At 62.1% G+C, this 26,613-nt stretch carries 28 protein-coding genes and 1 pseudogene; 15 read left to right on the top strand and 14 right to left on the bottom strand.

Annotated elements, in window-relative coordinates:
• The first annotated feature begins 258 nt into the window (after positions 1-258).
• The 6 genes from urtA to NKL04_RS09555 all read left to right on the top strand — a co-directional run bounded on the left by urtA (position 259) and on the right by NKL04_RS09555 (position 6,750).
• Positions 259-1,569, top strand: coding sequence for an urea ABC transporter substrate-binding protein (gene urtA / locus NKL04_RS09580; RefSeq protein WP_023688643.1), 1,311 nt, complete (start codon positions 259-261; stop codon positions 1,567-1,569).
• Positions 1,570-1,681: 112 nt separating this feature from the next.
• Positions 1,682-3,298, top strand: a complete 1,617-nt coding sequence (gene urtB / locus NKL04_RS09575) for an urea ABC transporter permease subunit UrtB (RefSeq protein WP_023684622.1) — start codon at positions 1,682-1,684, stop codon at positions 3,296-3,298.
• A complete protein-coding gene (urtC, locus tag NKL04_RS09570) occupies positions 3,295-4,527 on the top strand; it encodes an urea ABC transporter permease subunit UrtC (RefSeq protein WP_023670933.1) in 1,233 nt (410 codons plus the stop codon). The genes urtB and urtC overlap by 4 nt, the downstream gene beginning before the upstream one ends.
• Before the next feature lie 4 nt (positions 4,528-4,531).
• Positions 4,532-5,278, top strand: a complete 747-nt coding sequence (urtD, locus tag NKL04_RS09565) for an urea ABC transporter ATP-binding protein UrtD (protein ID WP_023696501.1) — start codon at positions 4,532-4,534, stop codon at positions 5,276-5,278.
• Between the two features lie 69 nt (positions 5,279-5,347).
• Positions 5,348-6,043, top strand: coding sequence for an urea ABC transporter ATP-binding subunit UrtE (urtE, locus tag NKL04_RS09560; RefSeq protein ID WP_023700798.1), 696 nt, complete (start codon positions 5,348-5,350; stop codon positions 6,041-6,043).
• A gap of 530 nt (positions 6,044-6,573) precedes the next feature.
• Positions 6,574-6,750: a hypothetical protein gene (locus NKL04_RS09555; RefSeq protein ID WP_023670936.1), complete on the top strand. Its 177-nt coding sequence runs from the start codon at positions 6,574-6,576 to the stop codon at positions 6,748-6,750.
• A 92-nt stretch (positions 6,751-6,842) separates the two neighbouring features.
• Here NKL04_RS09555 and NKL04_RS09550 read toward each other — a convergent pair whose 3' ends face one another.
• From NKL04_RS09550 to NKL04_RS09505, 10 genes are all read right to left on the bottom strand, one after another.
• Positions 6,843-7,988, bottom strand: coding sequence for a GGDEF domain-containing protein (locus NKL04_RS09550; protein ID WP_023670937.1), 1,146 nt, complete (start codon positions 7,986-7,988; stop codon positions 6,843-6,845).
• A 315-nt stretch (positions 7,989-8,303) separates the two neighbouring features.
• Entirely contained in the window at positions 8,304-9,107 is an 804-nt protein-coding gene (locus tag NKL04_RS09545; protein WP_023700797.1) for a DUF72 domain-containing protein, read from the bottom strand.
• Positions 9,108-9,149: 42 nt separating this feature from the next.
• The gene (locus tag NKL04_RS09540) at positions 9,150-9,626 is read right to left on the bottom strand and encodes a GNAT family N-acetyltransferase (RefSeq protein WP_031209325.1); all 477 of its coding nucleotides are present in this window, start codon (positions 9,624-9,626) and stop codon (positions 9,150-9,152) included.
• 70 nt (positions 9,627-9,696) lie between these two features.
• Positions 9,697-10,011 (bottom strand): protease inhibitor I42 family protein, encoded by a 315-nt coding sequence (locus NKL04_RS09535; protein WP_023700795.1) that lies wholly within the window; start codon positions 10,009-10,011, stop codon positions 9,697-9,699.
• Positions 10,012-10,044: 33 nt separating this feature from the next.
• A complete protein-coding gene (locus NKL04_RS09530) occupies positions 10,045-10,887 on the bottom strand; it encodes a C1 family peptidase (RefSeq protein WP_023700794.1) in 843 nt (280 codons plus the stop codon).
• A 270-nt stretch (positions 10,888-11,157) separates the two neighbouring features.
• On the bottom strand, positions 11,158-14,079 hold the full coding sequence (gene uvrA, locus NKL04_RS09525) for an excinuclease ABC subunit UvrA (protein ID WP_023700793.1): 2,922 nt from the start codon (positions 14,077-14,079) through the stop codon (positions 11,158-11,160).
• A 783-nt stretch (positions 14,080-14,862) separates the two neighbouring features.
• Positions 14,863-15,084 (bottom strand): hypothetical protein, encoded by a 222-nt coding sequence (locus tag NKL04_RS09520; protein WP_155923853.1) that lies wholly within the window; start codon positions 15,082-15,084, stop codon positions 14,863-14,865.
• A gap of 146 nt (positions 15,085-15,230) precedes the next feature.
• The gene (locus NKL04_RS09515) at positions 15,231-15,839 is read right to left on the bottom strand and encodes an ATP-dependent Clp protease proteolytic subunit (protein ID WP_023700791.1); all 609 of its coding nucleotides are present in this window, start codon (positions 15,837-15,839) and stop codon (positions 15,231-15,233) included.
• A gap of 29 nt (positions 15,840-15,868) precedes the next feature.
• Entirely contained in the window at positions 15,869-16,336 is a 468-nt protein-coding gene (locus tag NKL04_RS09510; protein ID WP_023700790.1) for an SRPBCC family protein, read from the bottom strand.
• Entirely contained in the window at positions 16,333-16,647 is a 315-nt protein-coding gene (locus NKL04_RS09505) for an ArsR/SmtB family transcription factor (protein WP_023670944.1), read from the bottom strand. The genes NKL04_RS09510 and NKL04_RS09505 overlap by 4 nt, the downstream gene beginning before the upstream one ends.
• Before the next feature lie 134 nt (positions 16,648-16,781).
• Between NKL04_RS09505 and NKL04_RS09500 the strand changes: the two genes are divergently transcribed.
• The 4 genes and pseudogenes from NKL04_RS09500 to NKL04_RS09485 all read left to right on the top strand — a co-directional run bounded on the left by NKL04_RS09500 (position 16,782) and on the right by NKL04_RS09485 (position 18,811).
• The gene (locus NKL04_RS09500) at positions 16,782-17,183 is read left to right on the top strand and encodes a hypothetical protein (protein ID WP_023670945.1); all 402 of its coding nucleotides are present in this window, start codon (positions 16,782-16,784) and stop codon (positions 17,181-17,183) included.
• 210 nt (positions 17,184-17,393) lie between these two features.
• A complete protein-coding gene (ssb, locus tag NKL04_RS09495; protein ID WP_023684633.1) occupies positions 17,394-17,927 on the top strand; it encodes a single-stranded DNA-binding protein in 534 nt (177 codons plus the stop codon).
• Positions 17,928-17,964: 37 nt separating this feature from the next.
• Positions 17,965-18,362 (top strand): annotated as a pseudogene (locus NKL04_RS09490) (DUF2306 domain-containing protein).
• A gap of 23 nt (positions 18,363-18,385) precedes the next feature.
• Positions 18,386-18,811, top strand: a complete 426-nt coding sequence (locus NKL04_RS09485) for an OsmC family protein (RefSeq protein WP_023700789.1) — start codon at positions 18,386-18,388, stop codon at positions 18,809-18,811.
• A gap of 38 nt (positions 18,812-18,849) precedes the next feature.
• Here NKL04_RS09485 and NKL04_RS09480 read toward each other — a convergent pair whose 3' ends face one another.
• The 3 genes from NKL04_RS09480 to NKL04_RS09470 form a co-directional block, all read right to left on the bottom strand.
• Positions 18,850-19,479 (bottom strand): MarC family protein, encoded by a 630-nt coding sequence (locus tag NKL04_RS09480; protein ID WP_023670949.1) that lies wholly within the window; start codon positions 19,477-19,479, stop codon positions 18,850-18,852.
• A 106-nt stretch (positions 19,480-19,585) separates the two neighbouring features.
• Positions 19,586-19,963 (bottom strand): VOC family protein, encoded by a 378-nt coding sequence (locus NKL04_RS09475; protein ID WP_023700788.1) that lies wholly within the window; start codon positions 19,961-19,963, stop codon positions 19,586-19,588.
• Positions 19,964-19,996: 33 nt separating this feature from the next.
• Positions 19,997-20,533 carry a hypothetical protein gene (locus NKL04_RS09470; RefSeq protein WP_023700787.1) on the bottom strand — a complete coding sequence of 179 codons (537 nt, stop codon included), beginning with the start codon at positions 20,531-20,533 and terminating at the stop codon, positions 19,997-19,999.
• 87 nt (positions 20,534-20,620) lie between these two features.
• Between NKL04_RS09470 and NKL04_RS09465 the strand changes: the two genes are divergently transcribed.
• Together NKL04_RS09465 and gyrA are read left to right on the top strand one after the other, a co-directional pair.
• On the top strand, positions 20,621-21,472 hold the full coding sequence (locus NKL04_RS09465) for a helix-turn-helix transcriptional regulator (RefSeq protein WP_023700786.1): 852 nt from the start codon (positions 20,621-20,623) through the stop codon (positions 21,470-21,472).
• A gap of 223 nt (positions 21,473-21,695) precedes the next feature.
• On the top strand, positions 21,696-24,485 hold the full coding sequence (gene gyrA / locus NKL04_RS09460) for a DNA gyrase subunit A (protein ID WP_352723667.1): 2,790 nt from the start codon (positions 21,696-21,698) through the stop codon (positions 24,483-24,485).
• Between the two features lie 57 nt (positions 24,486-24,542).
• Here gyrA and NKL04_RS09455 read toward each other — a convergent pair whose 3' ends face one another.
• Positions 24,543-24,689 carry a hypothetical protein gene (locus tag NKL04_RS09455; protein ID WP_023700785.1) on the bottom strand — a complete coding sequence of 49 codons (147 nt, stop codon included), beginning with the start codon at positions 24,687-24,689 and terminating at the stop codon, positions 24,543-24,545.
• Positions 24,690-24,883: 194 nt separating this feature from the next.
• On the opposite strand from NKL04_RS09455, the gene coaD reads away from it, so the two are divergent.
• The 3 genes from coaD to NKL04_RS09440 all read left to right on the top strand — a co-directional run bounded on the left by coaD (position 24,884) and on the right by NKL04_RS09440 (position 26,603).
• Positions 24,884-25,384 carry a pantetheine-phosphate adenylyltransferase gene (coaD, locus tag NKL04_RS09450; protein ID WP_023670954.1) on the top strand — a complete coding sequence of 167 codons (501 nt, stop codon included), beginning with the start codon at positions 24,884-24,886 and terminating at the stop codon, positions 25,382-25,384.
• A gap of 168 nt (positions 25,385-25,552) precedes the next feature.
• On the top strand, positions 25,553-26,047 hold the full coding sequence (locus tag NKL04_RS09445) for a peptidylprolyl isomerase (protein ID WP_245259922.1): 495 nt from the start codon (positions 25,553-25,555) through the stop codon (positions 26,045-26,047).
• A gap of 43 nt (positions 26,048-26,090) precedes the next feature.
• Positions 26,091-26,603, top strand: a complete 513-nt coding sequence (locus tag NKL04_RS09440) for a peptidylprolyl isomerase (RefSeq protein ID WP_023693397.1) — start codon at positions 26,091-26,093, stop codon at positions 26,601-26,603.
• The last annotated feature ends 10 nt before the right edge of the window (positions 26,604-26,613 follow it).

Here is a 26,613-nt window from a genome sequence, read left to right as displayed (position 1 = left end):
TTGTTAGCCCGGAACACACGGCCGGAGATCAAAAACTAGGCATTTGTCTCAATTGGGCAAAAATTAGGCAAAAGCCATGTGCGCTGCGCAAATTTGCCTCAATCAATTTTCGCCGGCTACCACTGTTTTCTCGAGGCTAATATACCAACCGGCTGATAACGCTCGGCTATTCCATCTTCGTGAGCGGCGCCTTTGCGTTTGGCACGGCAGTTGCATTGCATTATCGCGGTGCAATCAAACAGCTTGGGAGTCTTCGGTATGAGGGGTAATTTCTCCACAATAACAAAAATGTTTTCGGCCGGCGTGGTCGCCGCCGGCCTGTCGATGTCGTCTCCGGCCCAGGCCGCCGAAGACACGATCAAGGTCGGCATTCTGCATTCGCTGTCGGGGACCATGGCGATTTCGGAGACGACGCTGAAAGACGCCATGCTGATGCTCATCGAAGAGCAGAATGCCAAGGGCGGTCTGCTCGGCAAGAAGCTCGAGGCGGTCGTTGTCGATCCGGCCTCCAACTGGCCGCTCTTTGCCGAAAAGGCGCGCGAGCTGATCTCGAAGGACAAGGTCGCCGCCGTGTTCGGCTGCTGGACCTCGGTGTCGCGCAAATCGGTGTTGCCGGTGTTCTCGGAACTCGACAACATCCTGTTCTACCCCGTCCAGTATGAGGGCGAGGAAAGCGAGCGCAACGTGTTCTACACCGGCGCCGCCCCGAACCAGCAGGCGATTCCTGCCGTCGATTATCTCATGAGCGAGGACGGTGGCTCGGTGAAGCGCTGGGTGCTGGAAGGCACCGACTACGTCTATCCCCGAACCACCAACAAAATCCTCGAGGCCTATCTGAAGGCCAAGGGCGTCGCCGCCGAAGACATCATGGTCAACTACACGCCGTTCGGCTTCTCCGACTGGCAGACCGAAGTCTCCGCAATCAAGAAATTCGGCTCGGCCGGCAAGAAGACCGCCGTCGTCTCGACCGTCAATGGCGACGCCAACGTTCCGTTCTACAAGGAACTCGGCAACCAGGGCATCAAGGCCGAGGACATCCCGGTCATGGCCTTTTCGGTCGGTGAGGAAGAACTGGCCGGTCTCGATACCGCGCCGCTGGTCGGCCATCTCGCTGCCTGGAACTATTTCGAGAGCGTCGACACACCCGAAAACAAGAAGTTCATCGCCGACTGGCACAAGTTCATCAAGAATGACAAGCGCACCACCAACGACCCGATGGAAGCTCACTATATCGGCTTCAACATGTGGGTGAAGGCGGTCGAAAAGGCCGGCACCACCGATCCCGACAAGGTCATCGACGCCATGGTCGGCGTGTCCGTGCCGAACCTCACCGGCGGCTATTCGACCATGATGCCGAACCATCACATCACCAAGCCGGTGCTGATCGGCGAGATCCAGGCCGACGGCCAGTTCGAGACCGTGTCGCAGACGCCCGGCCTCGTGATGGGCGACGAATGGTCCGACTATCTGCCCGATTCCAAGGACCTGATTTCGGATTGGCGCGCGCCTCTGTCCTGCGGCAACTTCAACGTTGCCACCGGCAAATGCGGCGGCAAGGGCACGAACTGATCCCTCCCGGGACCGACCGATCGTGGACGCGTCCACGATCGGTACCGCCAAGCGTCCGGGCGCTTCAGCCCGCCCGGACGCGGAATTTCCCCACAGAAGAGTATCTGAACGGATGATCCTGTTGCGCACTCTCGGCCTCATGCTGGTGTTCCTGGTGGCAAGCCTATTGCCGTCGAACGCAGCCGAAGCCGATCTGCGCGCCATCGTCGCCAAATTCGCCACGGGCACGGGCTTTGCCGCCACTGAGGCCGTCGTGCGCGAACTTGCCGCCACCGGCGATCCGCTGGTCGAGCGGCCGCTTGCAGCGCTCGCCGAAGGCAACCTTTACATCCGTAAAGCCGATTCAGCCGTCTTCGTCGGCAGTGAGGCCGCCGACAGCGTCACGCTGCTCGACCCGCTGAGTGGCGAGAAAGCCGGCGACGCCCCCAAGGCCGACATCACGAAGATCAAGGTCAACAACACGCTGCGTCGTGTCATCCGAGATGCACTGGGAACGCTGACGTTGCGCGCGAAAGATCCTTCTGTCCGCATCGCCGCCGCCGACACCATGTTCAAGACCCCCGATGCCGCCAATATCGAGCCGCTCGATGCAGCCATCGCCGCCGAGACCGACGCCAAGGTCAAGGCATTGTTCGAACAGGCGCGCGCGGCATCGGTGCTGGTCTCCGACAAGCCGGAGGCCGACAAGCTTGCCGCCATTGCCCTGATCGGCGCGCGCGGCGACCGCGACGCGGTCTCGCTGCTCACCGCGGTCGAGGCCAATGCGCAAGGCGCGGTCAAGGATGCCGCGACGGCGGCAATCGCCAGCATCAATTCGAGCCTGGCGCTGTGGGATGCCGGCCAGAACATATGGTACGGCATCTCGCTTGGCTCGGTGCTGCTGCTGGCCGCCATCGGCCTCGCCATCACCTTCGGCGTCATGGGCGTCATCAACATGGCGCATGGCGAGATGGTGATGCTCGGCGCCTACACCACCTTCGTCGTCCAGCAGGTGATCCGAACCTCATTCCCCGGCCTGTTCGACTGGTCGCTGGTGATCGCGCTGCCGCTCGCCTTCCTGGTTGCCGCTTCCGTCGGCCTGATCATCGAGCGCGGCGTCATCCGTTTCCTCTACGGCCGGCCGCTGGAAACGCTGCTCGCAACCTGGGGCGTCTCGCTTGTCCTGCAGCAGGCGGTGCGCTCGATCTTCGGACCGACCAACCAGGAGGTCGGCAACCCCTCCTGGATGTCGGGATCGTTCGATGTCGGCCAACTCGCCGTCACCTGGAACCGCCTCTGGATCCTGGTCTTCGCGCTCACCGTCTTCGGCGTGCTGCTCTTTGTTATGAAGCGCACGCCCTGGGGCCTTCAGATGCGCGCCGTCACCGCCAACCGCCGCATGGCCGCCTCGATGGGCATCAGGACGCCTTGGGTCGATGCGCTGACCTTTGCGCTCGGCTCCGGCATTGCCGGCATTGCCGGCGTCGCGCTCAGCCAGATCGACAATGTCTCGCCCAATCTCGGCCGCGGCTACATCATCGACAGCTTCATGGTCGTGGTCTTCGGCGGCGTCGGCAATCTCTGGGGCACGCTGGTCGGCGCCTTCTCGCTCGGCATCGTCAACAAGGTTCTCGAACCCTATGCTGGCGCGGTGCTCGGCAAGATCGTCGTGCTGGTGCTGATCATCCTGTTCATCCAGAAGCGCCCGCGCGGCCTGTTCGCGCTCAAGGGCAGGGCGGTGGAAACATGATCACGGGACGCTTCTTCGCCGCGGGTGCCGACCGTCGCATCGCCATCACTATTTTCATCCTGCTGACGGCCGCCATTATCGTGCCGCTGCTCAACCTCGCAGTGTCGCCGCAAAGCGCGTTCTATATTCCGTCCTACATCGTCGCGTTGACGGGCAAGTACCTCTGCTATGCATTGCTTGCCTTGGCGCTCGATCTCGTCTGGGGCTATTGCGGCATCCTCTCGCTCGGCCATGGCGCCTTCTTCGCCCTCGGCGGCTATGCGATGGGCATGTACCTCATGCGCCAGATCGGCTCGCGCGGCGTTTACGGCAATCCGATCCTGCCCGATTTCATGGTGTTCCTGAACTACAAGGAATTGCCCTGGTTCTGGACCGGTTTCGACCACTTCTGGTTCGCCGCCATCATGGTGCTGGCGGTGCCCGGCCTGCTCGCCTTCGTCTTCGGCTGGTTCGCCTTCCGCAGCCGCGTCACCGGCGTCTATCTCTCCATCATCACCCAGGCGATGACCTACGCGCTGCTGCTCGCCTTCTTCCGCAACGACATGGGTTTCGGCGGCAACAACGGCTTGACCGATTTCAAGGATATTCTGGGCTTCAACGTGCAGGCCGACGCCACCCGCTCGGCCCTGTTTGCCGCCAGCGCCATCATACTCGCGCTCGCCGTCTTCATCACCTGGGCGATCGTCGGCTCCAAATACGGCAAGCTGCTAATGGCGGTGCGCGACGCCGAGAGCCGCACCCGCTTCCTCGGCTGGCGGGCGGAGAACGTGAAGCTGTTTGCCTTCACCGTCTCGGCTGTCATGGCCGGCATCGCCGGCGCGCTCTATGTGCCGCAGGTCGGTATCATCAATCCCGGCGAATTCGAGCCGTCCAATTCCATCGAAGTCGTGATCTGGGCAGCCGTCGGTGGGCGCGGCACCATTGTCGGCCCGATCGTCGGCGCGCTGCTGGTCAATGCCGGCAAATCCTGGTTCACCGGCCTGCTGCCGGAGTTCTGGCTGTTTGCGCTCGGCGGCCTGTTCGTCGCCGTAACCCTGTTCCTGCCCAAGGGCATCGTCGGCATGTGGGATTCCTGGCGCGGTAACGCTCGGGCGATGCGGGCTGCAGCGATTGCAGAGGAAGCGGGCACAGACCCTGATGCCCCGCCGCCATCGAAGATCGTGCGCAGCGCAGCAACAACGCCCGGTGCCTGGTCCGCGTCCGGGCCTGAACCGCAGCCGGCGGAATAGAGCGATGTCGAAGTCCAACACCATCCTCTATCTCGACGGCGTCTCGGTCTCCTTCGACGGTTTCCGCGCCATCAACAATCTGTCGCTGGTGCTCGACAAGGGCGAGATGCGCGCCATCATCGGTCCCAACGGCGCCGGCAAGACGACGATGATGGACATCGTCACCGGCAAGACCCGGCCCGACGAGGGCGAAGTGTTCTTCGACGGCCAGGTCGATCTGACCCGGCACGACGAGGCGGAGATCGCCATGATGGGCATCGGCCGCAAATTCCAGAAGCCGACCGTCTTCGAAAGCCACAGCGTCGAAGACAATCTGATGCTGGCGCTGAAGGGCCCGCGCTCGATCTTTCCGGCGCTGTTCCATCGCCGCTCGGCCGCCGAAGCCAGACAGATCGACGACATCCTCGGCATCATCCGGCTGGGCGACAAGCGCCACGATCTGGCAGCCAATCTCAGCCATGGCCAGAAACAGTGGCTGGAGATCGGCATGCTGCTGGCGCAGGACCCGAAGCTGCTTTTGGTTGACGAGCCGGTCGCAGGGATGACCGATGCCGAGACCGAGGAAACCGCGCGGCTGCTCAAGGACATAGCGCGCGACCATTCGGTCATCGTCGTCGAGCACGACATGCATTTCGTGCGCGAACTCGGCGTCAAGGTCACCTGCCTGCATGAGGGCTCGGTGCTGTCGGAAGGCTCGCTCGATTTCGTCTCGGCCGACGAGCGGGTCGTCGAAGTTTATCTCGGGAGATGAGCATGGTCTGGCGGGTGCAATTCCATCGCTTCGACTTTTCGTTCCTCCGCTTCTGGAGAAGGCGCTGACATGCTCGAAGTTTCCAACGCCACGCTCCATTACGGCGCTGCTCAGGCGTTGCGCGGTGTGTCGCTGACGGCGGGTGCCGGCAAGATCACCTGCGTGCTCGGCCGCAACGGCGTCGGCAAGACCAGTTTGATGAGATCGATCGTCGGCCACCACCGGCTGACGAGCGGAAGCGTTGCCTTCGAGGGGAAGGCGCTCGACCGGAGCGCGGCGTATGATCGCGCCCGGTCGGGCATCGCATTCATACCGCAGGGCAGGGAGATCTTTCCGCTGCTGACGGTGCGCGAAAACCTGGAGTCCGGCTTTGCGCCGTTGAAGCGCGCCGACCGCAACGTGCCGGCGCATGTCTTCGAACTGTTTCCGGTGCTGAAGCAGATGCTGGGGCGGCGCGGCGGCGATCTCTCAGGCGGCCAGCAGCAGCAGCTCGCCATCGGCCGGGCGCTCGTCATGCGGCCGAAACTGCTGGTGCTCGACGAGCCGACCGAAGGCATCCAGCCCTCGATCATCAAGGACATCGGCCGCGCCATCCGCTATTTGCGCGATCAGGCCGGCATTGCGGTGCTTCTGGTCGAGCAATATCTCGATTTCTGCCGCGAGCTCGCCGACGAGGTCAACATCATGGACCGCGGCCAGATCGTCCACACCGGCCCGGCCGAAGATCTCGACCGGGCGGACGTCAGGAAGTTTCTGACGGTTTAACGCAGGTCGACGGCTGCACGGATCGTACACGTCGAAGATTGGCTGAAATGCCCACAATCACTTCGTCATTCTAGGGCGGAGCAAGGAGCGGAGCGACGCGCGCAGACCCTAGAATCCATGCCGCGACATCAGCCAAAGAGTGCCGCGATGCAGAACAAGATCGCTTCTGCGGCACATTGGCCATTCCACATTCTGCACCGTTAATGACGCTTCTTCGTCCCGGCATGGATCCCTGGGTCTTCGCTCCGCTTCGCGTCGCTACGCCCAAGGATGATGAAGTCGCGAAGGTCCGCACCCGTTGCGTCGGACTTTCGTCCGAGGCCGCCACACTCTGGCACGCCGAATACTACATGCTAGTCTTTCCTAGGCCTCGGTGAGTCGGCCGCTTCCGTATCAGTCTGGTTCTGTAGCAGATCGAGGGAATATGCTGGCTCAGCCTGCAAGTTCCACGCAAGCAAGCCACCCTAGCTTCCCTCGCAGTTCTGATTGTCGGTCGATGCGTTCAGATAATCTTGCCAGGAGAATGGGCTATGGAACGGTTCGTCGAGGACCACCAGAAACGACGGCTGACAGAGCGTGTCGACATCATCACCGCCATCAACATTCTGCGCTCGCAAGGCTACCAGCAGGATGAGCTGATCGGCGAAATCACCAAGGTTTTCTACGTCGACCTCGACACTTACAACGAGATCGTCATAGCGGCCTAAAAGCGCGTCGCGCCTGAACGGCCTCATGCGACGCGCTTTGGGGTGTTGTTTTACGTGTGGTGAGGTTCAGGCCGGCTGAATATCAGCCCAGCCTACCCGGCGCGCCGGAAGGCGAGCACACGGTTGCGGCCGCCGCGCTTGGCGCCGTAAAGCGCTTTGTCGGCGGCGCTGAGCACCTTGTCGAATTTGGTGCCGCCCTCGCTGCCGAAGGCGTAGCCGGCGCTGACCGTGCAGGACAGCAGGCGGGTCTCGGTATCGATCCGGCGCATGGCAAAACTGGCCCGGATCCGCTCGGCTATGAATTCCACCTTTTCAGGCAAGGTGCGATCGAGCACCAATGCAAATTCCTCTCCGCCCATGCGCGCGGCGACATCGCCTGGCTGGAGATTGGCGGTCAAATCCTTGGCGAACAGTTTCAGCACCTCGTCGCCGGTGGCATGGCCGAACTCGTCATTTATGGCCTTGAAGCCGTCGAGGTCGAACACGATCACGGCGGTGAAGGACCGGACCGGTGTTTTGCCGTGCAGGTCGAACAAAGCGCGCCGGTTGAGCAGTCCGGTCAGCGGATCGGTCAGCGCTTCGCGGCGATGATGCTGCGCCAGGCGTCCCTGGTTAAGCGCCAGCGAGAGCGCGCCGATGCCGGTCATGCAGGCGATGACGACGATGAGGCTGAAATCCTCGGCCCAGTTGCTCGGCGCATGGCCAAGCACCAGCCTGCCATCCCAGACAAGTGCACCGGAGCACAGCACGAAGGAAATTGCGGTGGCGGTGTAGAGCCCTGCAATGCCGAGGATCGGGGCCGGGAATTCCGTACGACCCTTCCAGTATTCATAGGCCGTCGCAAACAAAAGCAGCGCGGCGAAGGCATTCTCCAGCATGAAGCCCAGCCCGTCATAGCCAAGCGCCATCGGCGGCAAGGCGACTGCGAGCGAGACGCCGGCGCCGACAGCTATGCGCGGCAATGGCGAGCGGCCGGTCGTGAACTGATGGGCCGCGCCCAGCATGGTCGCGAAGCCGAGCAGCAGGAACGTGAAGCTGGCGAGGCCGAGCAGGCGTCCGGGCGCGTCGATATAGGCCTGGTAGGCGAAGACGTCGGCGACGATCAGAAGCACGCTGACCGCCCAGGTCAGCAGGAATTTTTCCGAGCGCGCGGTAAGCCAAATGCCGAACAGCGTCAGGCCGAGGCAAGCGGCGGAAAACCCGACAGCCAACAGAAGGGAACTGTAGTCGAGCGACATGCCCTCGTCCTTGCGCGCGGCGGCCGGCCTCTAGAAAGGACCCGCACCGGATTTATGCAGGATGGAGGTATCGATAAGGTTACGATGCGCATAAGCTATCACGCTTCGGTTCATCGTAGCAATTCTGGGTTGAAACCCTTTTCAAGGGAAAGCGCTGCCCGCTTTCCCGGGAAAAACGTTCCACACTTTTCCTGGAATTGCTCCTAATGCATGTCGCCCAGAAGTGTGCCGCGGTTCTGGGACAACGGCATGCATCAAGACAAAGACTTAAATCGCGCCGTATGAATCCGTTTCAGCGCGACGCGCTTTAACCGATCAGCTCACCCGCTTCATCAGCGCCATGGCGCCGAACGGCGCGCGCACCTTGCCCTCGGTGATGAAGTAGACGAACACATCGCGCGGTTTCACCGGCGCGTCGAAAGTCGGATCGGCGCGCCGCAGATCGGCCGGCTGCTTGCCTTGCGCCCAGGTCTTCACCCGCGCTGCCCATTCGTCCAGGCCATTCGGCGTATAGCAATCCGGATTGTCGTCGCTGCCGGTCTGCAGCCGCGCATAGATAAAATCGCCGGTGATGTCGGCGATACCAGGATATTTGGCATGGTCGGCATAGACGATTGCCGCCTTGTATTTGCGCGCCAGGCCCACAAATTCCGGCACGCTGAAACTGTCGTTGCGCACTTCCAGCGCATGGCGCAGCGCCACGCCATCCTGCTTTTCCGGCAGCAGCTTCAGGAAGGCCTCGAAATCGTCGGCGTCGAACTTTTTCGTCGGCGCGAACTGCCACAGGATCGGGCCCAGCTTGTCGCCCAGCGCGGCAATGCCGGAGCCGAGGAAGCGCGTCATGGACTCGCCGGCTTCGCCAAGCACGCGGCGGTTGGTGACGAAGCGATTGCCCTTCAGCGAATAGACGAAACCGTCCGGCGCCTCGCCCGCCCATTTGACGAAGGTCGGCTCCTTGAAGCTGGAATAGTAGGTGCCGTTGACCTCGATGCTCGGTACCTGGCGGGTGGCGTAACTCAGCTGTTTGGCCTTGGAAAGCTTGTCCGGGTAGAAGGACGTATCCCAGGGTTCGAAAGTCCAGCCGCCCATCCCGGCGCGGATTGTCCCGGATTTGCTCATGTCATCCTCCCGAGTTCAGAAATCTGGCCGAATTCAGAAAAATCAGGCCGCCTCGCCGACAGGTTTTGTCATGTCGACCACCATCCATCCCGGCCGGTGGGGATTGGCCCGGCGGCCGGTTTCCCTGAAACCATAGGCGGTATAGATCGCGATGTTCCGCTCCATGCGCGAATTGGTATAGAGCCGCACCTCCGGCAAGCCCCACAGCCGCGCCTGCTCGTCGGCGAAGTTGAGCAGCGCTATGCCGAGTTTCTTGCCGTGAAAGGCAGGGGAGACGGCGACGCTGAAGATCATCGCATGATCGGGATGCCGCTCGACGACGATCAGCCCGGCAAGCTCCGCGCCGCTCTCCAGCAGCCAGACCTCGCCGCGCTCGATGCGCGGGGCGTAGTCTTCCGTCACCGGGATCGGCGGCGCACCGAACAGGGCGGTGTAGGGGGCGTAAGCAGCTTCCGTCAGCGAGACGACGGCGTCGAGATCGAGGTAAAGCGCCTTCCTCAATTCGGCAAGAGATGTCATGGCCGTCTACCCACGGCGGTCATGTCAAATCTTGGCCTATCCACTGAAGACACCGAGCGAAGGTCTGCGGTCACTCCGACTTGATCTTGACGGTCAGCCGCTTCACCGGCGCGGATTCCCACGGCGCTTTCAGCGTAAGCTCGATGTCATGGGAGCCGAGACTGTCTGCGCGCACCACAAAACGGTCGGTGCCGGCAGCGCCGAAGGATTCCAGATTCGGCTCGACGCTATGGCCGATCACCTCCAGTTCTGGCGCTTGCTTGGCGACCTCCCAGGCATAGCCGGTGGTTCCGGCGCCCTCGAGCTCAATTGCGACTTTCTCGCCGCCTTTTACCCGCAATTCCTGCTTGGCATTGTCCAGAGTATCGACTTTGAACGCCTTCATGGAAAGGACTCCTTCGCTGCCGAAACGTTATCATCATAGTTCTGGAACCCAAAATGGGAATTGGCCGTCGATCCCGCAAGTGGTTCCATAGGCGATACGTCCGAAGCCGCCTGATCCCCACCCGGTGCCCCAGCTGTTCTTGATGATCCAGTATTTGCCGACATCGTCATATCCGATGACGCAGATGGCGTGCAGACCGAGCAACTCGTTGGACACCGGCTTGTAGACCCCGCCCTTGTAGTAGGTAAAATCCCTGAAAACCTTCATCGCGGCGACGACCGGACCGCCCAGGAACAAGGCGCACTTCCGATCGATCGGAGATGTCGCGATCGACGAGCTTTTTAGCTTCAGCACGGACTTTATCTTGGGTTTGCACGGTTGATTGGCCGGTGTGTAGGGAAAGCCGCTTTCGATGCCTATCCCGAAGCTTGTCGCAAACAGCATTGCCTGTGGAGGCTGCCAACCGGTCGAGCAGCAGTTTCCGCAACCGCAGAAGAAGAGGTGCGCTTCGGAAAGGTCCAATTGCGGATTTGGCGTCTTTTTCTTGACGGCATCTCTGGCTTCGATTGCCGCGCAAGTGGAAAACGCCACGCAGGCACCGCAGTTGAGCTGGTTTCGAACCGCAGTCACGAAGTTCTGTCCGCCCTTGTTTCGCCAGTCGAGGCTTTTGGGAGGACTGCAGGGCGCCGCGGCGGCCATCATGGCCATCGTCTCGTTGACCGCCAGTTCGTCTGCCGAAGCGCCGATGCCGAAATGAGCCATGCCCGGCGCTGCCTGCTCGGCGAGATGGCTCACACTCGTTTCGCCAGCCTCCCAGCGGTACTTTCGCTTGTTTTTGAGAAGCGACTTAACTTTTTCAAGTGAAAGCGTGGCCATAGGTTCCCCCTCCCGCCATTTGTCAAATCCGCAAGCTGATCCTCTTCAGAAAACCAGTTCAATTTACAGTTTGAGAGGCGATAATTTGCTTTTGATTGGAAATTGTCAACAATCAAAGACTATGTCGACTGCAAATAGTCAGGCCGACAATTCAACAGTCAAGATCAGGCTATCAGACATGCTGCTGCATAGAAGTGCAAACGGGATGTGTTCGCAAACGTGTCAAGACAGCTCACCGGGGTTCTTCCACGCAACCAACCGGTGCGGCTATCACTCCGCCGCTTCGCGCTTGCCTCCGGGCCGCCGCTCCAGCAGTTCCTTCAGGAACTGGCCGGTGTAGCTGCGCTTTTCGCGCACGATCGCTTCCGGTGTGCCTTGTGCCACCAGCTCGCCGCCGCCATCGCCGCCTTCGGGGCCGAGGTCGAGCACCCAGTCGGCGGTCTTGATCACCTCGAGATTGTGCTCGATCACCACCACCGTGTTGCCCTGGTCGACCAGCTCGTGCAGCACTTCCAGCAACTTGGCGACGTCGTGGAAGTGCAGGCCGGTGGTCGGCTCGTCGAGGATGTAGAGCGTCTTGCCGGTTGCCTTGCGCGACAATTCCTTGGCGAGCTTGATGCGCTGCGCCTCGCCGCCCGACAGCGTCGTCGCCTGCTGGCCGATATGGATGTAGCCGAGGCCGACCTGCTTCAGCGTCTCGAGCTTGTCGCGCACGCCGGGCACGGCGGCAAAGAAATCGACGCCTTCCTCGACCGTCATGTCCAGGACGTCCGCGATCGACTTGCCCTTGAACACGACATCCAGCGTCTCGCGGTTGTAGCGCTTGCCATGGCAGACGTCGCAGGTGACGTAGACGTCGGGCAGGAAGTGCATCTCGATCTTGATGACGCCGTCGCCCTGGCAGGCTTCGCAGCGGCCGCCCTTGACGTTGAAGGAGAAGCGCCCCGGCTGGTAGCCGCGGGCCTTGGCTTCGGGCAGGCCGGCGAACCAGTCGCGGATCGGTGTGAAGGCGCCGGTGTAGGTGGCCGGGTTCGAACGCGGTGTGCGGCCGATCGGCGACTGGTCGATGTCGATGACCTTGTCGAGGAATTCGAGGCCCTCGATGCGGTCGTGATCGGCCGGATGCTCGCGCGAGCCCATGATGCGGCGCGACGCCGCCTTGAACAGCGTCTCGATCAGGAAGGTCGATTTGCCGCCGCCAGACACGCCGGTGACGGCGGTGAAGGTGCCGAGCGGGATTTCGGCAGTGACGTTCTTGAGGTTGTTGCCGCGCGCGCCGACGATCTTCAGCCGGCGGTTTTTCTTGGCCTCGCGCCTGACACCGGGCGTGGCGACTTCGAGCGCGCCCGACAGATATTTGCCGGTGATCGAATTAGGATTGGCCATCACCTGCTGCGGCGTGCCCTGGGCGATGATCTCGCCGCCATGGATGCCGGCGGCCGGGCCCATGTCGACGACATAGTCGGCATGCAGGATGGCGTCCTCGTCATGTTCGACAACGATCACCGTGTTGCCGATGTCGCGCAAATGCTTCAGCGTGTCGAGCAGGCGCGCATTGTCGCGTTGGTGCAGGCCGATCGACGGCTCGTCCAGCACATAGAGCACGCCGGTGAGGCCGGAGCCGATCTGCGACGCCAGACGAATGCGCTGGCTCTCGCCGCCCGACAGCGTGCCGGAATTGCGCGACAGCGTCAGATAGTCGAGGCCGACATCGTTGAGGAAGCGTAGCCGGTCGCGGATCTCCTTGAGCACCCTGACAGCAATCTCGTTCTGCTTGTCATTGAGCTGCGCCGGCAGATCGGTGAACCATTTGTCGGCGTTGCGGATCGACTGCTCGGTGACCTCGCCAATGTGTTTTCCGGCGATTTTGACCGCCAGCGCTTCCGGCTTCAGCCGGTAACCCTTGCAGACCGGGCAGGGCGTCGCCGACATGAAGCGCTCGATCTCCTCGCGCATCCAGGCGGATTCGGTTTCCTTCCAGCGCCGTTCGAGATTGGGAATGACGCCCTCGAACGTCTTGGTCGTCTTGTAGGAGCGCAGGCCGTCATCATACTGGAAGGTGACCTCGCGCTCGCCGGTGCCACGCAGGACGGCATCCTTTGCCTCTTCGGTCAGGTCTTTGAACTTGTCGCCGAGCTTGAAGCCGTATGCCTTGCCCAGCGCTTCCAGCGTCTGCGCATAATAGGGCGAGGTCGATTTCGCCCACGGGCTGACGGCGCCGTCGCGCAGCGAGACGTTTTCGTCCGGCACGATCAGGCTGGCGTCGATGGCGCGCTGATTGCCGAGGCCGTCGCAGGTCGGGCAGGCGCCGAACGGGTTGTTGAACGAGAACAGCCTGGGCTCGATCTCCGGAATGGTGAAGCCGGAAACCGGGCAGGCGAATTTTTCCGAGAACAGGATGCGCTCATGGGTCTCGTTCTTCGATTTGTTGACCGAGTCCTCGCCGGTCTGGCTGGCGTCGAGCGGCCGGTCGGCGAACTCGGCCACCGCCAGCCCTTCCGCCAGCTTGAGCGCCGTTTCGATGGAATCGGCAAGCCGTGTCGCCAGGTCGCCGCGCACGACGATGCGGTCGACGACGACGTCGATGTCGTGCTTGTACTTCTTGTCCAGCGCCGGCACGTCGGCGATCTCGTAGAAGACGCCATCGACCTTGACGCGCTGAAAGCCCTTCTTCTGCAGCTCCAGCAGTTCCTTGCGATACTCACCCTTGCGGCCGCGCACGATCGGCGCCAGCAGGAAAAGGCGCGTGCCTTCCTCGACCGCCAGCACCCGGTCGACCATCTGCGAAACCGTCTGGCTCTCGATCGGCAGGCCGGTGGCCGGCGAATAGGGGATGCCGACGCGCGCAAACAGCAGGCGCATATAGTCGTAGATCTCGGTGACGGTGCCCACTGTCGAGCGCGGGTTCTTCGACGTGGTCTTCTGCTCGATCGAGATGGCCGGCGACAGGCCGTCGATCTGGTCGACATCCGGCTTCTGCATCATTTCGAGGAACTGGCGCGCATAAGCCGACAGGCTCTCGACGTAACGGCGCTGGCCCTCGGCATAGATGGTGTCGAAAGCAAGCGACGATTTGCCGGAGCCCGACAGGCCGGTCATGACGATCAGGCTGTCACGCGGCAGGTCGAGATCGACATTCTTTAGGTTGTGTTCGCGTGCCCCGCGAATGGAAAGGTATTTATGGTCGGCCATCGCCGGTCGCCGCCTCAGGTCTGGTGTCAGTGGGATCGGCGGGTTTTCCCGGCCATTCCCTATATAGGTATTTTTGCCGCCACGTCGAGAGACGCCACACTTCTCGACCAAAGCCGTTTAACCGTCTTTCGCGCGAACGGGCAAGCGGAAAGAACAAAGACCGAACACGCTCCTGACATAGCTGTGCAGAAACTGACAAGGGTGTTTCAGAAACTGACCCTGACGTAAGCTCCCGGCGATCACATTTTCCGTAACCGGCTATTCAAGGTTGACGCCGTCGAATCAGGGGCGCACTCTGCCGGAGTCAACGGAGCCGGCCGTCTTTGATGGCCTCGCCGCCCATAGCGGCCTGCGAGACGCCGCAGGTTTTTGCGATTTGTGCTTCGGATTGACACCAGTCGCAACGGACATAGGAGCGGAGCATGACGCCACCGGATAGTCCCTTGAGGCTCCACCTGCTAGTGGAGCCGCGGCGGGCATAAGTGCCAGGTAGTTTCAAGGCATTGGAGTGTATGCGTCCAAACGAACGCATCGCGTCAGTCCAACAAACCACCAGACAAACCGTGACCTGCCGAATCCCACAAAAATCAGAGACGGCTAGTCGGATCGTCGGCTGAATGCCGCGAAGCATCCGAAATCAAAGTCGGTATAACACTACCGGCAGTTTGGATTTGGAATCCAAAAAAAGCCCCGACCGTTAGCGGAAGCAACGGCGGGGCTGTTCTTTTGCGAGGAAGTCGTCGGCGCAGGCTTTCTCTCCCGTATAGTAGCTGGGAGAAGGGGCTACCGGCGCGGCGGCTTGATCCCACCCGTGCCGACATCGACAGTGATGCTGCCGGAAATCCTGACATCGGTGTCGCCGATCTTGAACGTGCCGTTCTCGCCGGCAGACAGCGCGTCGTCCGGCTCCGGCTGCGGCGCGGGCTTGGCGATGCGGTAGTCGCCGGTCACGCCGGGCAGGGCGCCTTTCCGCGACGTGCTGGTGCTGCCCCCGGCAAAGGCCATGCTCGATGTCGCCGCCGTGATGGCAATGGCTATGGTCAGTCTGTTCAGGTGGTAGCGCATGGCAAGACTATAGTGCCGCGCTCAAGGCGAGGCCAGACCAGCGGCGTTGAAATTGAGGGAACACCGGCCTGCATTCAATCCGCCGATCAGGCCGCTGCCTGCTTGCGGGTGTCGAAGACGTGGTCGACGAGGCCCCAGTCCTTGGCCTCCTTCGCGGTCATGAAGAAATCGCGGTCGAGCGTGCGTTCGACCTCTTCGTGGGTGCGGCCGCAATGTTGAGCGTAGAGGTCGGCCATGTGCCGCTTGGTGCGCAAAATGCCTTCGGCGTGACGCTGGATGTCGGAGGCCTGGCCCTGGAAGCCGCCCAAAGGCTGATGCAGCACGATGCTGGCATTGGGCAGCGCGATGCGCCGCCCCGGCGTTCCCGCCATCAGCAGGAAGGAGGCCATCGACGCGGCAAAGCCCATGCACACGGTCGACACCGGGCAGCTGACATATTGCATCGTGTCGTAGATGGCGAAACCGCTGGTCACCACGCCGCCCGGCGAGTTGATGTAGAGCGAGATCTCCTTGTCGGGATTGTCCGATTCCAGCGACAGGAGCTGGGCGCAGACCAGCGCCGACATGCCGTCATTGATCTCGCCATTGACGAAGATGATGCGCTCGCGCAGCAGCCGCGAGAAAATGTCGAAGGCGCGTTCGCCGCGGCTCGATTGCTCGATCACCATCGGCACCAGATTGGCAAAGCCGCTCATCTCATTGTCTCCGTTTTGATTTTTCCGGTTCAGGCGGCGCGCAGCAACAGGCGTGGCGCGTTGGCGGCGACAGGCCGCTTGGGCTTGTATGCGCGCAGCCAGAGCCGGCAGCCGGCGCCGGCCATCGCGACCGCAGGCGTCAGGACAAACCCGTCATGGACGATGCGCAGATGCGTGCCGCCGGAAACGGTGCGGGCGAGTGTGAAGGTGACGATGCTCCCCAGCTCCTCGCGGTCGGCGTCGCCGGAACGCTCGCGCCAGGAATAGCGCAGCAGGCGCCCCGGTTCGGCATCGAGCACTTCGCACTCGATCGGCTTCTCAGGCCCGGCAAAGGCAAAGCGGCTGCCGGTTTCCGGCTTGATGTCGTTCGGCATCATCCATTCCGCCAAGAGGTCTGGCACGGTCAGTGCCCGCCACACTTTTTCCGGTGCGTCCGGCAGATCGCATTCGAAGGCGAGGGCATCTTTGGCGGTCTGCGTCTGCTTTTCGTCGGTCATTGGTCCATGTCCTTCAAAACGGCCTTCAGTCTTTCGATGCGCTCCGGCCAGAATGCGCGGTAGCGTTCGATCCAGCCGAGCAGCGGCTCGAGCCCTTGCGGATCGGCGCGATAGTAGGCGTTGCGGCCGGCGCGTCTTTCGCTGACCAGGCCTGCGCCGCGCAGCACGGCAAGGTGCTGCGACACCGCCGGCTGCGACACGCTCATGCCGGTGCGCAACTCCGACACGCTCATCTCGCCGGAAGTCAGCCGCTCGTAGACGGCGCGTCGCGTCGGGTCGGCCAGGGCGCGAAAAATCTCTGCTTCGATCATGGCAAAAGCATAAGTCGATACTTATCGATTTGGCAAGGGGTGTTTTTGAATGCCGCGTATTGATTGGATCCTGCCGGGCCTCTAAGCCGTGGGGAACAAGATGGGCCGATCATCGCGAGGCAGGAGTAGTATTTATGAATTCCAACGTCGATCTTTCGTCCGCCGAGAACCTCAACGAGGCTCTGAGGCTCTATCGCCGCCTCGTACTCGGTATAGGAGCGATCGCCGTCATCGGTTTCGTGGCCGTGATCTTGTTGGCCAAGCTGGGTACGGCGCTATCGCCGCCATACGGGATTTACATCTTCGGCGAAGGATTGGGGACCTGGGGCCTGATCGCGGTGGTAGCGGCGCTCGTCGCTCAGGTGTGGTGGCACGGGCGCGCGATCGGGAAATTGCTGAATGACCCGGCTCTGAAATCTGAACCTGCAGTCGGGCTGATGTCGGCACCAACCGTGATCGCACAGCGCGCCCATGCCATGGGCATGGAGTGGAGCGGCTTTTTCGGTCCGTTGCGACCAGCGAAAAAACGGCGCTGACGACACCGCTTCTCGCCCCTGCGTGTCAGCTAAATCCACGCGCCCGCGTCGGCGATTGCTGCCATTCCTTGACAATCCGTGGTTAACAGTATAGGAACGAAAAGGGAACAAAAACCTTGTGGGAAAAGCCAGCCGCGGCAAGCCAGGATTGTCCGCGGCCTGTAAGGTGAACGACTTGAAATTTGTTTCGGATGAGCGCGGAGAAGTGTCATGGCGGGTAGCGTCAACAAGGTCATTCTGGTCGGTAACCTCGGCGCGGACCCTGAAATCCGCCGCCTGAATTCTGGTGACCCAGTCGTCAACATCCGCATCGCCACGTCGGAAAGCTGGCGCGACAAGAATTCCGGCGAGCGCAAGGAAAAGACCGAATGGCACAACGTGGTCATTTTCAATGACCAGATCGCCAAGGTCGCCGAGCAGTACCTGAAGAAGGGCATGAAGGTTTACGTCGAAGGCCAGCTGCAGACACGCAAATGGCAGGACCAGACCGGCGCCGACAAGTACACGACCGAAGTCGTGTTGCAGAAATTCCGCGGCGAGCTGCAGATGCTCGATTCTCGCGGCGAGGGCGGCGGTCAGGTCGGCAACTATGCCGGCGGCAGCGGCGCGAGCCGTGGCTCGGATTTCGGCCAGTCTGGCCCCAATGAGAGCTTCAACCGCGGCGGCAACAGCGGTGGCGGCGGTTCCAAGGGCGGCGGTGGCGGCGGCTCGTCGCGCGAACTGGACGACGAAATCCCGTTCTGAGCTGACGGTAGTCAGCGATATCTGAGGAGAGGGCGCGATGTCGCTCGGACCGCTTCTATCGGCGCGCCCTCCCATTCCATGGCACGCCTTCGCGGCCCTTGCCGCGCTGGCCATTGGCGCTACGCAACTGGCGCTGCCGAAAGGCACGACGCGTCATCGTGTCGTCGGCTATAGTGGGCGGCGCTGATGCTGGTCGTCGCCGTCTCCAGTTTCTGGATCCACCAGATACGCCTCGTCGGTCCGTTCAGCCCGATCCATCTCTTGTCGATTTTAGTGTTGATCGCCGTGCCGCTGGCGGTCTGGCACGCGCATATGCATCGGGTCGCCAAACATCGCAGGGTCATGATATCGCTGTATGTTTTCGCCCTGATCGGCGCCGGCGTGTTCACGCTGCTGCCGGGGCGGATCATGCACACGGTCGTCTCCGGCCAGTGACGCTTTCTGAAAGGAAGATTGCCGTGAAAGCCCGGATCAAATGGGTCGAGGAGCGCACCTTCGTCGGCGAGTCCGGCAGCGGCCACAAGGTTGTGCTGGGAACCGGCTCCGGGCCGGAAGGCAAGACGCCGGGTCCGAGCCCGATGGAACTGATGCTGATCGGCACCGGCGGCTGCTCGGCCTATGATGTCGTCCACATCCTCGAAAAAGGCCGCGAGGCGATCGAGGACTGTGTTGTCGAACTCGACGCCGACCGAGCCGAAACCGACCCGAAAGTCTTCACCCGCATCCACATGCATTTCATCGTCACGGGCCACGCGGTGTCGCACGACAAGGTCCAGCGCGCCATCAACCTGTCGATCGAGAAATACTGCTCGGCCTCGGCCATGCTGGCCAAGACGGCTGTCATCACCCACGATTTCGAGGTCGTCGATACGGCGGTGGAGTAGGGAGCAGGGAGCAGGGAGCAGGGAGCAGGGCCTGCCGTTCACCCCGCCATAAGCGCCTTGATGCCATCCGCGACGAACTGAACCGCAAGCGCGGCAAGGATGACGCCGAGCAGGCGGGTCAGGATCGAGCGGCCGGTCTGGCCGAGGATGCGGTCGATGCGCTCCGACAGCACGAACACCAGATAGGTGATGGCAAGGCAGACGAAGATGATGCCGACCAGCGCCGCTTGTGCTGCAAAACCCTGAAACGAGCCCGACAGTAGCACGGTCGCCGAAATCGCACCGGGGCCGGCGATCAGCGGGATCGCCAGCGGGAAGGCCGCGATGTTGTGGATCATGTCCTTGGTGATGGCGACGTCGCCGATCTTCTCCTTGCGGTCCTGGCGGCGCTCGAACACCATTTCGAACGCGATGAAGAACAGCAAAAACCCGCCGGCGACGCGGAAAGCCGGCAGCGTGATGCCGAACACCGACAGGATGGACGCGCCGGCCACCGCAAACAGCGCCATCACCAGGAAGCCGATGATCGAGGCGCGCACTGAAACCTGCTGACGTTCCTCGCGGTTCATGCCGCGTGTCACCGCGAGGAAGAGCGGCGCGAGACCTGGCGGGTCGATGGTCACCAGAATGGTGACGAAGGCGTTGAACAGGCTGTCGAAACTCGGCATCGCTGACCCCTCCCGCCGGGCCGGACCCCTGCGCCACGATAGTGGTAGAGCAAAGCCTGCCCGGTGGGAACCGTCTGAGATGCCGATACCGGAGACGCCGGCTATGTTAGGCGGCAGCGTTGCAATAGGCCTCCAGGCGATAGCCGTCGGGATCGACGATGAAGGCAGCGTAATAGTCCTCGCCATAGTCGGCGCGCAGGCCCGGCGCGCCATTGTCGCTGCCGCCTGCACGCAAGGCGGCGGCATGGAAGGCGACGACACTCTGCCTCGTCGGCGCGCTAAAGCAGAAATGCAGACCGAACTTCTCGTCCGATGGCACTGGCCGCTCCGCGTCGTTCACCCACAGCGCGACGGCTTGCGCACCATAACCCAGTGAGCCTGGCGACTGGCCGAGGCAAGAATAACCGAGCGGCTTTAGCGCGGCATCGTAGAAGGGCTTCGAAACGTTGGTGTCGCGGACACCGATCGAGACATGGTCAAGTATGTTTTTTCACCTTTTTTGCAATATGTTGCGTCATCAGTCCTGGGCGACGCGGCGCGCCAGGAACTCGACTTCGAGACGCCATGTCTTGCCATCGTCGTGCGAACGCTCGCCGAGCCAGCGGAAGCCGTCCTTGGTGATGCGCGAAAAGCTCCAGCGAACCGAGGAACCAGTGCCGTCGGCGCCGACCTGCACAATCGTGTCCCCTTCGGCGCGACCAAGCTGGCGGCTGTAGTATTGGTTGCGCGGGTCGCTCCAGAAGATGTGCCAGGCATCCGAGCCGGGATCATAGGCCCGCAGCGTTGTGCCATAGAAAGTCCATTTGCCGAGCGAGGGCGAGGGGCCGGCATCCCGTGCGGGCAGGATCCATACGTCCTGGATCGCCCTGCCTTCCAGGACCCAGCCGAAATGCACCTCGCCGCGTCCGGTGAAAACCGTGCCGTCCTCGAGATGGCGCGTGGCATCGAATGTCCAGGCGCCGACGAAGCGGCCGTAGAGATCCAGCTTTTCAGCCAGGCCGGGATTGGGGCCGTCGCTGTGGAGCGCTTCGGCAAAGGAGGATGTACCGATCATACTTGCTGCCTTCGTTGTGTCAGGAGGCTGCAAGCGATAGGCCCCGACCGGGTGTCGCGCTTGGGAAAAATTGCTATCTTTCAAGCCATGACGACGAGCGAACAAAAGCTGGCATCGGGGCAGGGCTGGCATGTCTGCGACGTGCTGTGCACGGCTGGCGCCGGCGACCGCCCGTTCGAGGAGGCGCACGACACCTTCTGCGTTGCCGCTGTCACCAGCGGCACCTTCCGCTACCGCACCAGCCAGGGCGCCGCCATGCTGGCGCCGGGCGCGATCCTGCTCGGCAATGTCGGCGCCTGCTATGAATGCGGGCATGAGCATGGCGCCGGCGACCGTTGCCTGTCCTTCCACTTCGCTCCGGCCTATCTCGACCGCATCGCCAGCGACGTGCCCGGCGCGAGCAAGCTCGCCTTCGGCGTGCCGCATCTGCCGCCCTTGCCGTCGCTCGCATCGCTGCTGGCCGAGGCCGAAGCGGCGCGGGAGACGGCCGATATCGACGCCTTCGAGGAGCTTGGCCTGCGAATTGCGGGCGCAGTACTGGCAGTTGCCGGCGCAGCACTGCCCGTCGCCAGCGATGCGGTGCCTGGCGTTCGACCGCCGAGCCGCCGCGACCAGAAACGGGTTGCCGAGGCGGTGCGGCAGATCGAGCTCAATGCCGACCGGCCGGTCTCGCTCACCGAGCTTGCCGGCGCGACGGCGACCAGCCCGTATCATTTCCTGCGCACATTCCGGCGGGTCGCCGGCATGACGCCCTATCAGTTTCTGCTGAGAACCCGGCTGCACCGCGCGGCGGTGCGGCTACGCATGTCAGGCGATGCCATCTCGGCAATCGCCTTCGAGGCCGGTTTCAACGATTTGTCGACGTTCAACCGCCGTTTCCGGCGCGTCATGGGCGAAACGCCTGGCCACTATCGCGCCGGGCGGGTGGCTACCCGCTGACGCGTCTGTCTGCCTCCAGATAAGCTCTTGGCTTGGAAAACTGTCCTTCGCAGGCTTTTGCCGCTGGCGGCGGCGAATGCGTTATGGCCAAATCGTCGCAATCAGAGGTATCCATTTGAATTTGCCACTGAAATCCTCATTGGAAAAGCACCACGAATATTGGAGTTTCGGCCGTGCTTCCTATATAAGCGGTCAGTGATTCCTGATTAGATTGTGATCCGATTTGACCGACCAAAAACCCCCGCGCGGCGCCGACGGCGGCCCTACCGGCATCGAGCCCATCTCCATCATCGAGGAGATGCAGAGCTCCTACCTCTCTTACGCCATGAGCGTCATCGTCAGCCGTGCGCTGCCCGATGTACGCGACGGCCTGAAGCCGGTTCACCGCCGCATTCTCTATGCGGCGCATGAGAGCGGTTACCACTGGAACCGCAAATATGTGAAGTCGGCCCGCCCGGTCGCCGACGTGATGGGTAAATACCATCCGCATGGCGACGCCTCGATCTACGACGCCTTGGTGCGCATGGCGCAGGACTGGTCGCTGCGCGTTCCGCTGATCGACGGGCAGGGTAATTTCGGCTCCATCGACGGCGATCCGCCGGCGGCGATGCGCTACACCGAATCGCGGCTGACCAAGGTCGCGCATGAACTCTTGGAGGACATCGACAAGGAAACCGTCGATTTCCAGGAGACTTATGACGCATCCGACACCGAACCGAAGGTGCTGCCGGCCCGCTTCCCCAATCTTCTGGTCAACGGTTCCGGCGGCATCGCCGTCGGCATGGCCACCAACATCCCGCCGCACAATCTGGCCGAGATCTGCAACGGCGCCATCGCCATCATCGACAATCCGGCGATCGATGCGCCGGCGCTGATGGAGATCATTCCGGGTCCCGATTTCCCGACCGGCGGCATCGTGCTCGGCCGTTCCGGCATCTACAGCGCCTATGCGACTGGCCGTGGCTCCATCGTCATGCGCGGCAAGGTCAATGTCGAACAGCGCGGAAACGACCGTGAATCGATCATCATCACGGAAGTCCCGTACCAGGTGAACAAGGCCTCGATGATCGAGAAAATGGCCGAGCTGGTGCGCGACAAGCGCATCGAAGGCATTTCCGACATTCGCGACGAAAGCGACCGCCAGGGCTACCGCGTCGTCATCGAGCTGAAGCGCGACGCTGTCGCCGACGTCATTCTCAACCAGCTTTACCGGTTCACGCCGCTGCAGACCTCCTTCGGCGCCAATATGGTGGCGCTGAACGGCGGCAAGCCGGAAGTGATGAACCTGACCGACATGCTGAAGGCGTTTGTCAGCTTCCGCGAAGAGGTGATTAGCCGGCGCACGAAATTCCTGCTGCGCAAGGCGCGCGACCGCGCCCACGTGCTGGTCGGCCTCGCCATCGCCGTCGCCAACATCGACGAAGTGATCAAGCTGATCCGCACCGCGCCCGATCCGCAGACGGCGCGCGAGCAGTTGATGGAGCGACGCTGGCCCTCCGGGGACGTCGAGTCATTGATTCTGCTTATCGACGATCCGCGCCATCGCATCAATGAGGATGGCACCTACAACCTCTCCGAGGAACAGGCGCGCGCAATCCTCGAACTGCGCCTGCAGCGCCTGACCGCGCTCGGCCGTGACGAAATCGCCGACGAGCTGAACACCATCGGCGACGAGATCAAGGATTACCTCGACATTCTGTCGTCCCGCGCCCGCATCCAGCAGATCGTCAAGGACGAGCTTGCCGCCGTGCGCGACGAGTTCGGCACGCCGCGCCGCACCGAGCTCACCGACGGCGGCGCCGACATGGAAGACGAGGACCTGATCCAGCGCGAGGACATGGTCGTCACCGTCAGCCATTCCGGCTACATCAAGCGCGTGCCGCTGTCGCTCTACCGGGCGCAACGCCGCGGCGGCAAGGGCCGCTCCGGCATGTCGACCAAGGAAGAGGATTTCGTCACCCGGCTGTTTGTGGCCAACACGCATACGCCGGTGCTGTTCTTCTCCTCGCGCGGCATCGTCTACAAGGAAAAGGTCTGGCGGCTGCCAATCGGCAATCCGCAGTCGCGCGGCAAGGCGCTGATCAACATGCTGCCGCTGGAGCAGGGCGAGCGCATCACCACCATCATGCCGCTGCCCGAGGACGAGACCAGCTGGGGCGAACTCGACGTCATGTTCGCCACCACGCGCGGCACCGTGCGCCGCAACAAGCTGTCCGAATTCGTCCAGGTCAACCGCAACGGCAAGATCGCCATGAAGCTGGAGGAGGAGGGCGACGAGATCCTCGGCGTCGAGACCTGCACAGACAATGACGATGTGCTTTTGACCGCCAGCTCCGGCCAGTGCATCCGCTTCCGCGTTGGCGATGTGCGCGTCTTCCAGAGCCGCAATTCGGTCGGCGTGCGCGGCATAAGCATGGCCGAGACCGACCGCATCATCTCCATGTCGGTGATCGAGCATGTCGATGCTTCACCGGCGGAACGCTCCGCCTACCTCAAGCGGGCAGCCCTGGAGCGGCGGCTTGCCGCCGAGGTGACCGGCGAGGAAGAAGAGATTGCACTCACCAATGAGGAGATTGGCGAGGAGACCGAGCTTTCCGACAGCCGTTACGAAGAGCTCAAGGCGCATGAGCAATTTGTGCTGACGGTGACGGAATATGGCTACGGCAAGCGCTCGTCATCCTACGATTTCCGCCTGACCGGACGCGGCGGCAAGGGCATCCGCGCCACCGACGTGTCGAAGGTGGCCGAGATCGGCCAGCTGGTGGCGACTTTCCCGGTCGGCAATGACGACCAGATCATGCTGGTTTCGGACGGCGGCACGGTCATCCGGGTGCCGGTCAACGGTATCCGTTTCGCCAGCCGCGCCACCAAGGGCGTGACCATCTTCAACACCGCCGAAGGCGAAAAGGTGGTTTCGGTCGAACGGATCTCGGAGCCGCAGGCCGACGAGGATGTCGAAGAGAGTGTCATTGAGGCCGGCGCCGGAGATGCCGTACCGGACAGCGCCGAATAGGTTTTGACCAACAACGCCGGCCCGATGGGCCGGCGCAAACAAGAAACTAGCAATAAATCAGGGGTGACGGTGGGGCCAGCGAGCGCCGAAACCTTCGAACCGCTTTGTCCGGACACGGACGCGCTCTGCCTCGCTATGCAATCCGAATGCGGTGGCGATCAGCATGGCGACGGTCATTGCGGTGGCGAGCATGTAGATCAGCATGTGCGTGTTCTCCTGCGCCTATCCAACGGTTAGATCGGGTTTTGGTTTCATCTTCCGAAGTGCAAACTAGCGAACGCGGCGTGAAGTCTTCGTGATCAAGGCATTCATCTGTCGTTCATGTCTGCGAAAAGGTTCACGCAGATGTTCCCAATCGCATTTGCCTTCCGCCCAATGCCCCGCTAGAAGCACCTCCCATGACCGATCGCATCGCCCTTTATGCCGGCTCCTTCGACCCGCTGACCAACGGCCATCTCGATGTGCTGAAGGCATCGCTGGCTGTCGCCGACACGGTTTATGCGGCGATCGGCACCCACCCCGGCAAGACGCCGCTGTTTTCCTTCGACGAACGGGTGAAGCTGATCGAGGCCGCGACCAAGGCCGAATTTGGCCGCGACGGCGACCGTATCAAGGTCGTCGCCTTTGACGGGCTGGTCATCGACGCGGCCCGCAAGCATGGCGCCTCGATCATGATCCGCGGCCTGCGCGACGGCACCGATCTCGATTACGAGATGCAGATGGCCGGCATGAACGAGACCATGGCGCCGGAACTGCAGACGGTTTTTCTGCCCGCCAGCCCATCGGTACGCACCATTACCGCCACACTTGTGCGCCAGATAGCCTCGATGGGCGGAGACATCCGTCCCTTCGTACCGGCCGCCGTTGCCGGCGCGCTCACCGCCAAATTCGCGAAATAGTGCATGTCGCCCAAAAGTGGATGCCGGTTTTGGGGCAACGACATGCACCCTAACAAAGACCTTCGGAGATCCCTTATGCAGCTGAAAAAGCTCGCCTCGTTCCTCGTCGTGCTTGCCGGTCTCGTGACCGCATCCGTTTCGGCCTTCGCCGCCGAACCGGAAAACACCATGGTCATCACCTTGAAGAACGGCGACGTCACCGTCGCGCTACGCCCAGACCTGGCACCCAAGCATGTCGCCCAGATCAAGAAGCTGGTGCGCGAAGGCGCTTATAACGATGTCGCATTCCACCGCGTCATCAACGGCTTTATGGCGCAGACCGGCGACGTCAAGTTCGGCAACATGAAGAAGGGGTTCAGCCCCGAGGCCGTCGGCACCGGCGGTTCAGACCTGCCCGACCTGCCGGCGGAATTCTCGCAGAGCGAACATTTCAAGCGCGGCACGCTCGGTATGGCCCGTTCGCAGGACCCGAACTCCGCCAATTCGCAGTTCTTCATCATGTTCGCGCCGGCGCCGAACCTCGATGGCCAGTACACCATCGTCGGCAATGTCGTCAGCGGCATAGAGCTGGTGGACAAGATCAAGAAGGGCAACGAGGCGGACAATGGCACGGTCAGTGAGCCCGACCGCATGATCAAGGTACGCATCGCCGCCGACAAGTAAACCTCTCAAATCATTCTGTTTTCTGAGATAAAGGATATCCGACATGGCTGAGATCAAGGACCGCGAAAACGCGCTCATCCTGGAAACGACCAAGGGCAAGGTCGTCATTGAACTGTTCCCCGACCTGGCCCCGGGCCACGTCGCCCGGATCAAGGAACTGGCCCGCGAAGGCGCCTATGACGGCGTGGTTTTCCACCGCGTCATCGAAGGCTTCATGGCGCAGACCGGCGACGTGAAGTTCGGCAATTCGTCGAAGCCGACCTTCGCGCCTTCGCGTGCGGGCATGGGCGGCTCGGAAAAGCCGGACCTGAAGGCTGAGTTCTCCAACGCCAACCATGGCCGCGGCACCTGCTCGATGGCCCGTTCGCAGAACCCGAACTCGGCCAATTCGCAGTTCTTCATCTGCTTCGACGATGCCGCTTTCCTCAACCGCCAGTACACGGTCTGGGGCCAGGTCATCGAAGGCATGGACAATGTCGACAAGATCAAGCGCGGCGAGCCGGTGGTCGATCCCGACAAGATCGTGTCGCTGAAGGTCGCGGCCGACGTCAGGTAAGGACAAACGA

Source organism: Mesorhizobium sp. C264A (genome assembly GCF_040324515.1).
In the GTDB taxonomy this organism is placed as follows: Bacteria; Pseudomonadota; Alphaproteobacteria; order Rhizobiales; family Rhizobiaceae; genus Mesorhizobium.
This window is presented reverse-complemented; position numbering and strand designations above follow the sequence as displayed.

Bases quoted from the DNA above. Each gene is read 5' to 3' on its own strand.
- NKL04_RS09520 (WP_155923853.1), bottom strand. From the start codon at position 15,084: ATGGCCTTTGCCGGGGGCAGCACCAGCACGTCGCGGAAAGGCGCCCTG.
- NKL04_RS09500 (WP_023670945.1), top strand. From the start codon at position 16,782: ATGAATTCCAACGTCGATCTTTCGTCCGCCGAGAACCTCAACGAGGCT.
- NKL04_RS09550 (WP_023670937.1), bottom strand. From the start codon at position 7,988: ATGTCGCTCGACTACAGTTCCCTTCTGTTGGCTGTCGGGTTTTCCGCC.
- NKL04_RS09545 (WP_023700797.1), bottom strand. From the start codon at position 9,107: ATGAGCAAATCCGGGACAATCCGCGCCGGGATGGGCGGCTGGACTTTC.
- NKL04_RS09445 (WP_245259922.1), top strand. From the start codon at position 25,553: ATGGTCATCACCTTGAAGAACGGCGACGTCACCGTCGCGCTACGCCCA.
- NKL04_RS09555 (WP_023670936.1), top strand. From the start codon at position 6,574: ATGGAACGGTTCGTCGAGGACCACCAGAAACGACGGCTGACAGAGCGT.
- NKL04_RS09470 (WP_023700787.1), bottom strand. From the start codon at position 20,533: ATGATCGGTACATCCTCCTTTGCCGAAGCGCTCCACAGCGACGGCCCC.
- NKL04_RS09530 (WP_023700794.1), bottom strand. From the start codon at position 10,887: ATGGCCACGCTTTCACTTGAAAAAGTTAAGTCGCTTCTCAAAAACAAG.
- NKL04_RS09440 (WP_023693397.1), top strand. From the start codon at position 26,091: ATGGCTGAGATCAAGGACCGCGAAAACGCGCTCATCCTGGAAACGACC.
- NKL04_RS09455 (WP_023700785.1), bottom strand. From the start codon at position 24,689: ATGCTGATCTACATGCTCGCCACCGCAATGACCGTCGCCATGCTGATC.
- NKL04_RS09510 (WP_023700790.1), bottom strand. From the start codon at position 16,336: ATGACCGACGAAAAGCAGACGCAGACCGCCAAAGATGCCCTCGCCTTC.
- NKL04_RS09540 (WP_031209325.1), bottom strand. From the start codon at position 9,626: ATGACATCTCTTGCCGAATTGAGGAAGGCGCTTTACCTCGATCTCGAC.
- coaD (WP_023670954.1), top strand. From the start codon at position 24,884: ATGACCGATCGCATCGCCCTTTATGCCGGCTCCTTCGACCCGCTGACC.
- urtC (WP_023670933.1), top strand. From the start codon at position 3,295: ATGATCACGGGACGCTTCTTCGCCGCGGGTGCCGACCGTCGCATCGCC.
- uvrA (WP_023700793.1), bottom strand. From the start codon at position 14,079: ATGGCCGACCATAAATACCTTTCCATTCGCGGGGCACGCGAACACAAC.
- NKL04_RS09465 (WP_023700786.1), top strand. From the start codon at position 20,621: ATGACGACGAGCGAACAAAAGCTGGCATCGGGGCAGGGCTGGCATGTC.
- urtE (WP_023700798.1), top strand. From the start codon at position 5,348: ATGCTCGAAGTTTCCAACGCCACGCTCCATTACGGCGCTGCTCAGGCG.
- urtA (WP_023688643.1), top strand. From the start codon at position 259: ATGAGGGGTAATTTCTCCACAATAACAAAAATGTTTTCGGCCGGCGTG.
- NKL04_RS09505 (WP_023670944.1), bottom strand. From the start codon at position 16,647: ATGATCGAAGCAGAGATTTTTCGCGCCCTGGCCGACCCGACGCGACGC.
- NKL04_RS09535 (WP_023700795.1), bottom strand. From the start codon at position 10,011: ATGAAGGCGTTCAAAGTCGATACTCTGGACAATGCCAAGCAGGAATTG.
- urtD (WP_023696501.1), top strand. From the start codon at position 4,532: ATGTCGAAGTCCAACACCATCCTCTATCTCGACGGCGTCTCGGTCTCC.
- urtB (WP_023684622.1), top strand. From the start codon at position 1,682: ATGATCCTGTTGCGCACTCTCGGCCTCATGCTGGTGTTCCTGGTGGCA.
- NKL04_RS09515 (WP_023700791.1), bottom strand. From the start codon at position 15,839: ATGAGCGGCTTTGCCAATCTGGTGCCGATGGTGATCGAGCAATCGAGC.
- ssb (WP_023684633.1), top strand. From the start codon at position 17,394: ATGGCGGGTAGCGTCAACAAGGTCATTCTGGTCGGTAACCTCGGCGCG.
- NKL04_RS09480 (WP_023670949.1), bottom strand. From the start codon at position 19,479: ATGCCGAGTTTCGACAGCCTGTTCAACGCCTTCGTCACCATTCTGGTG.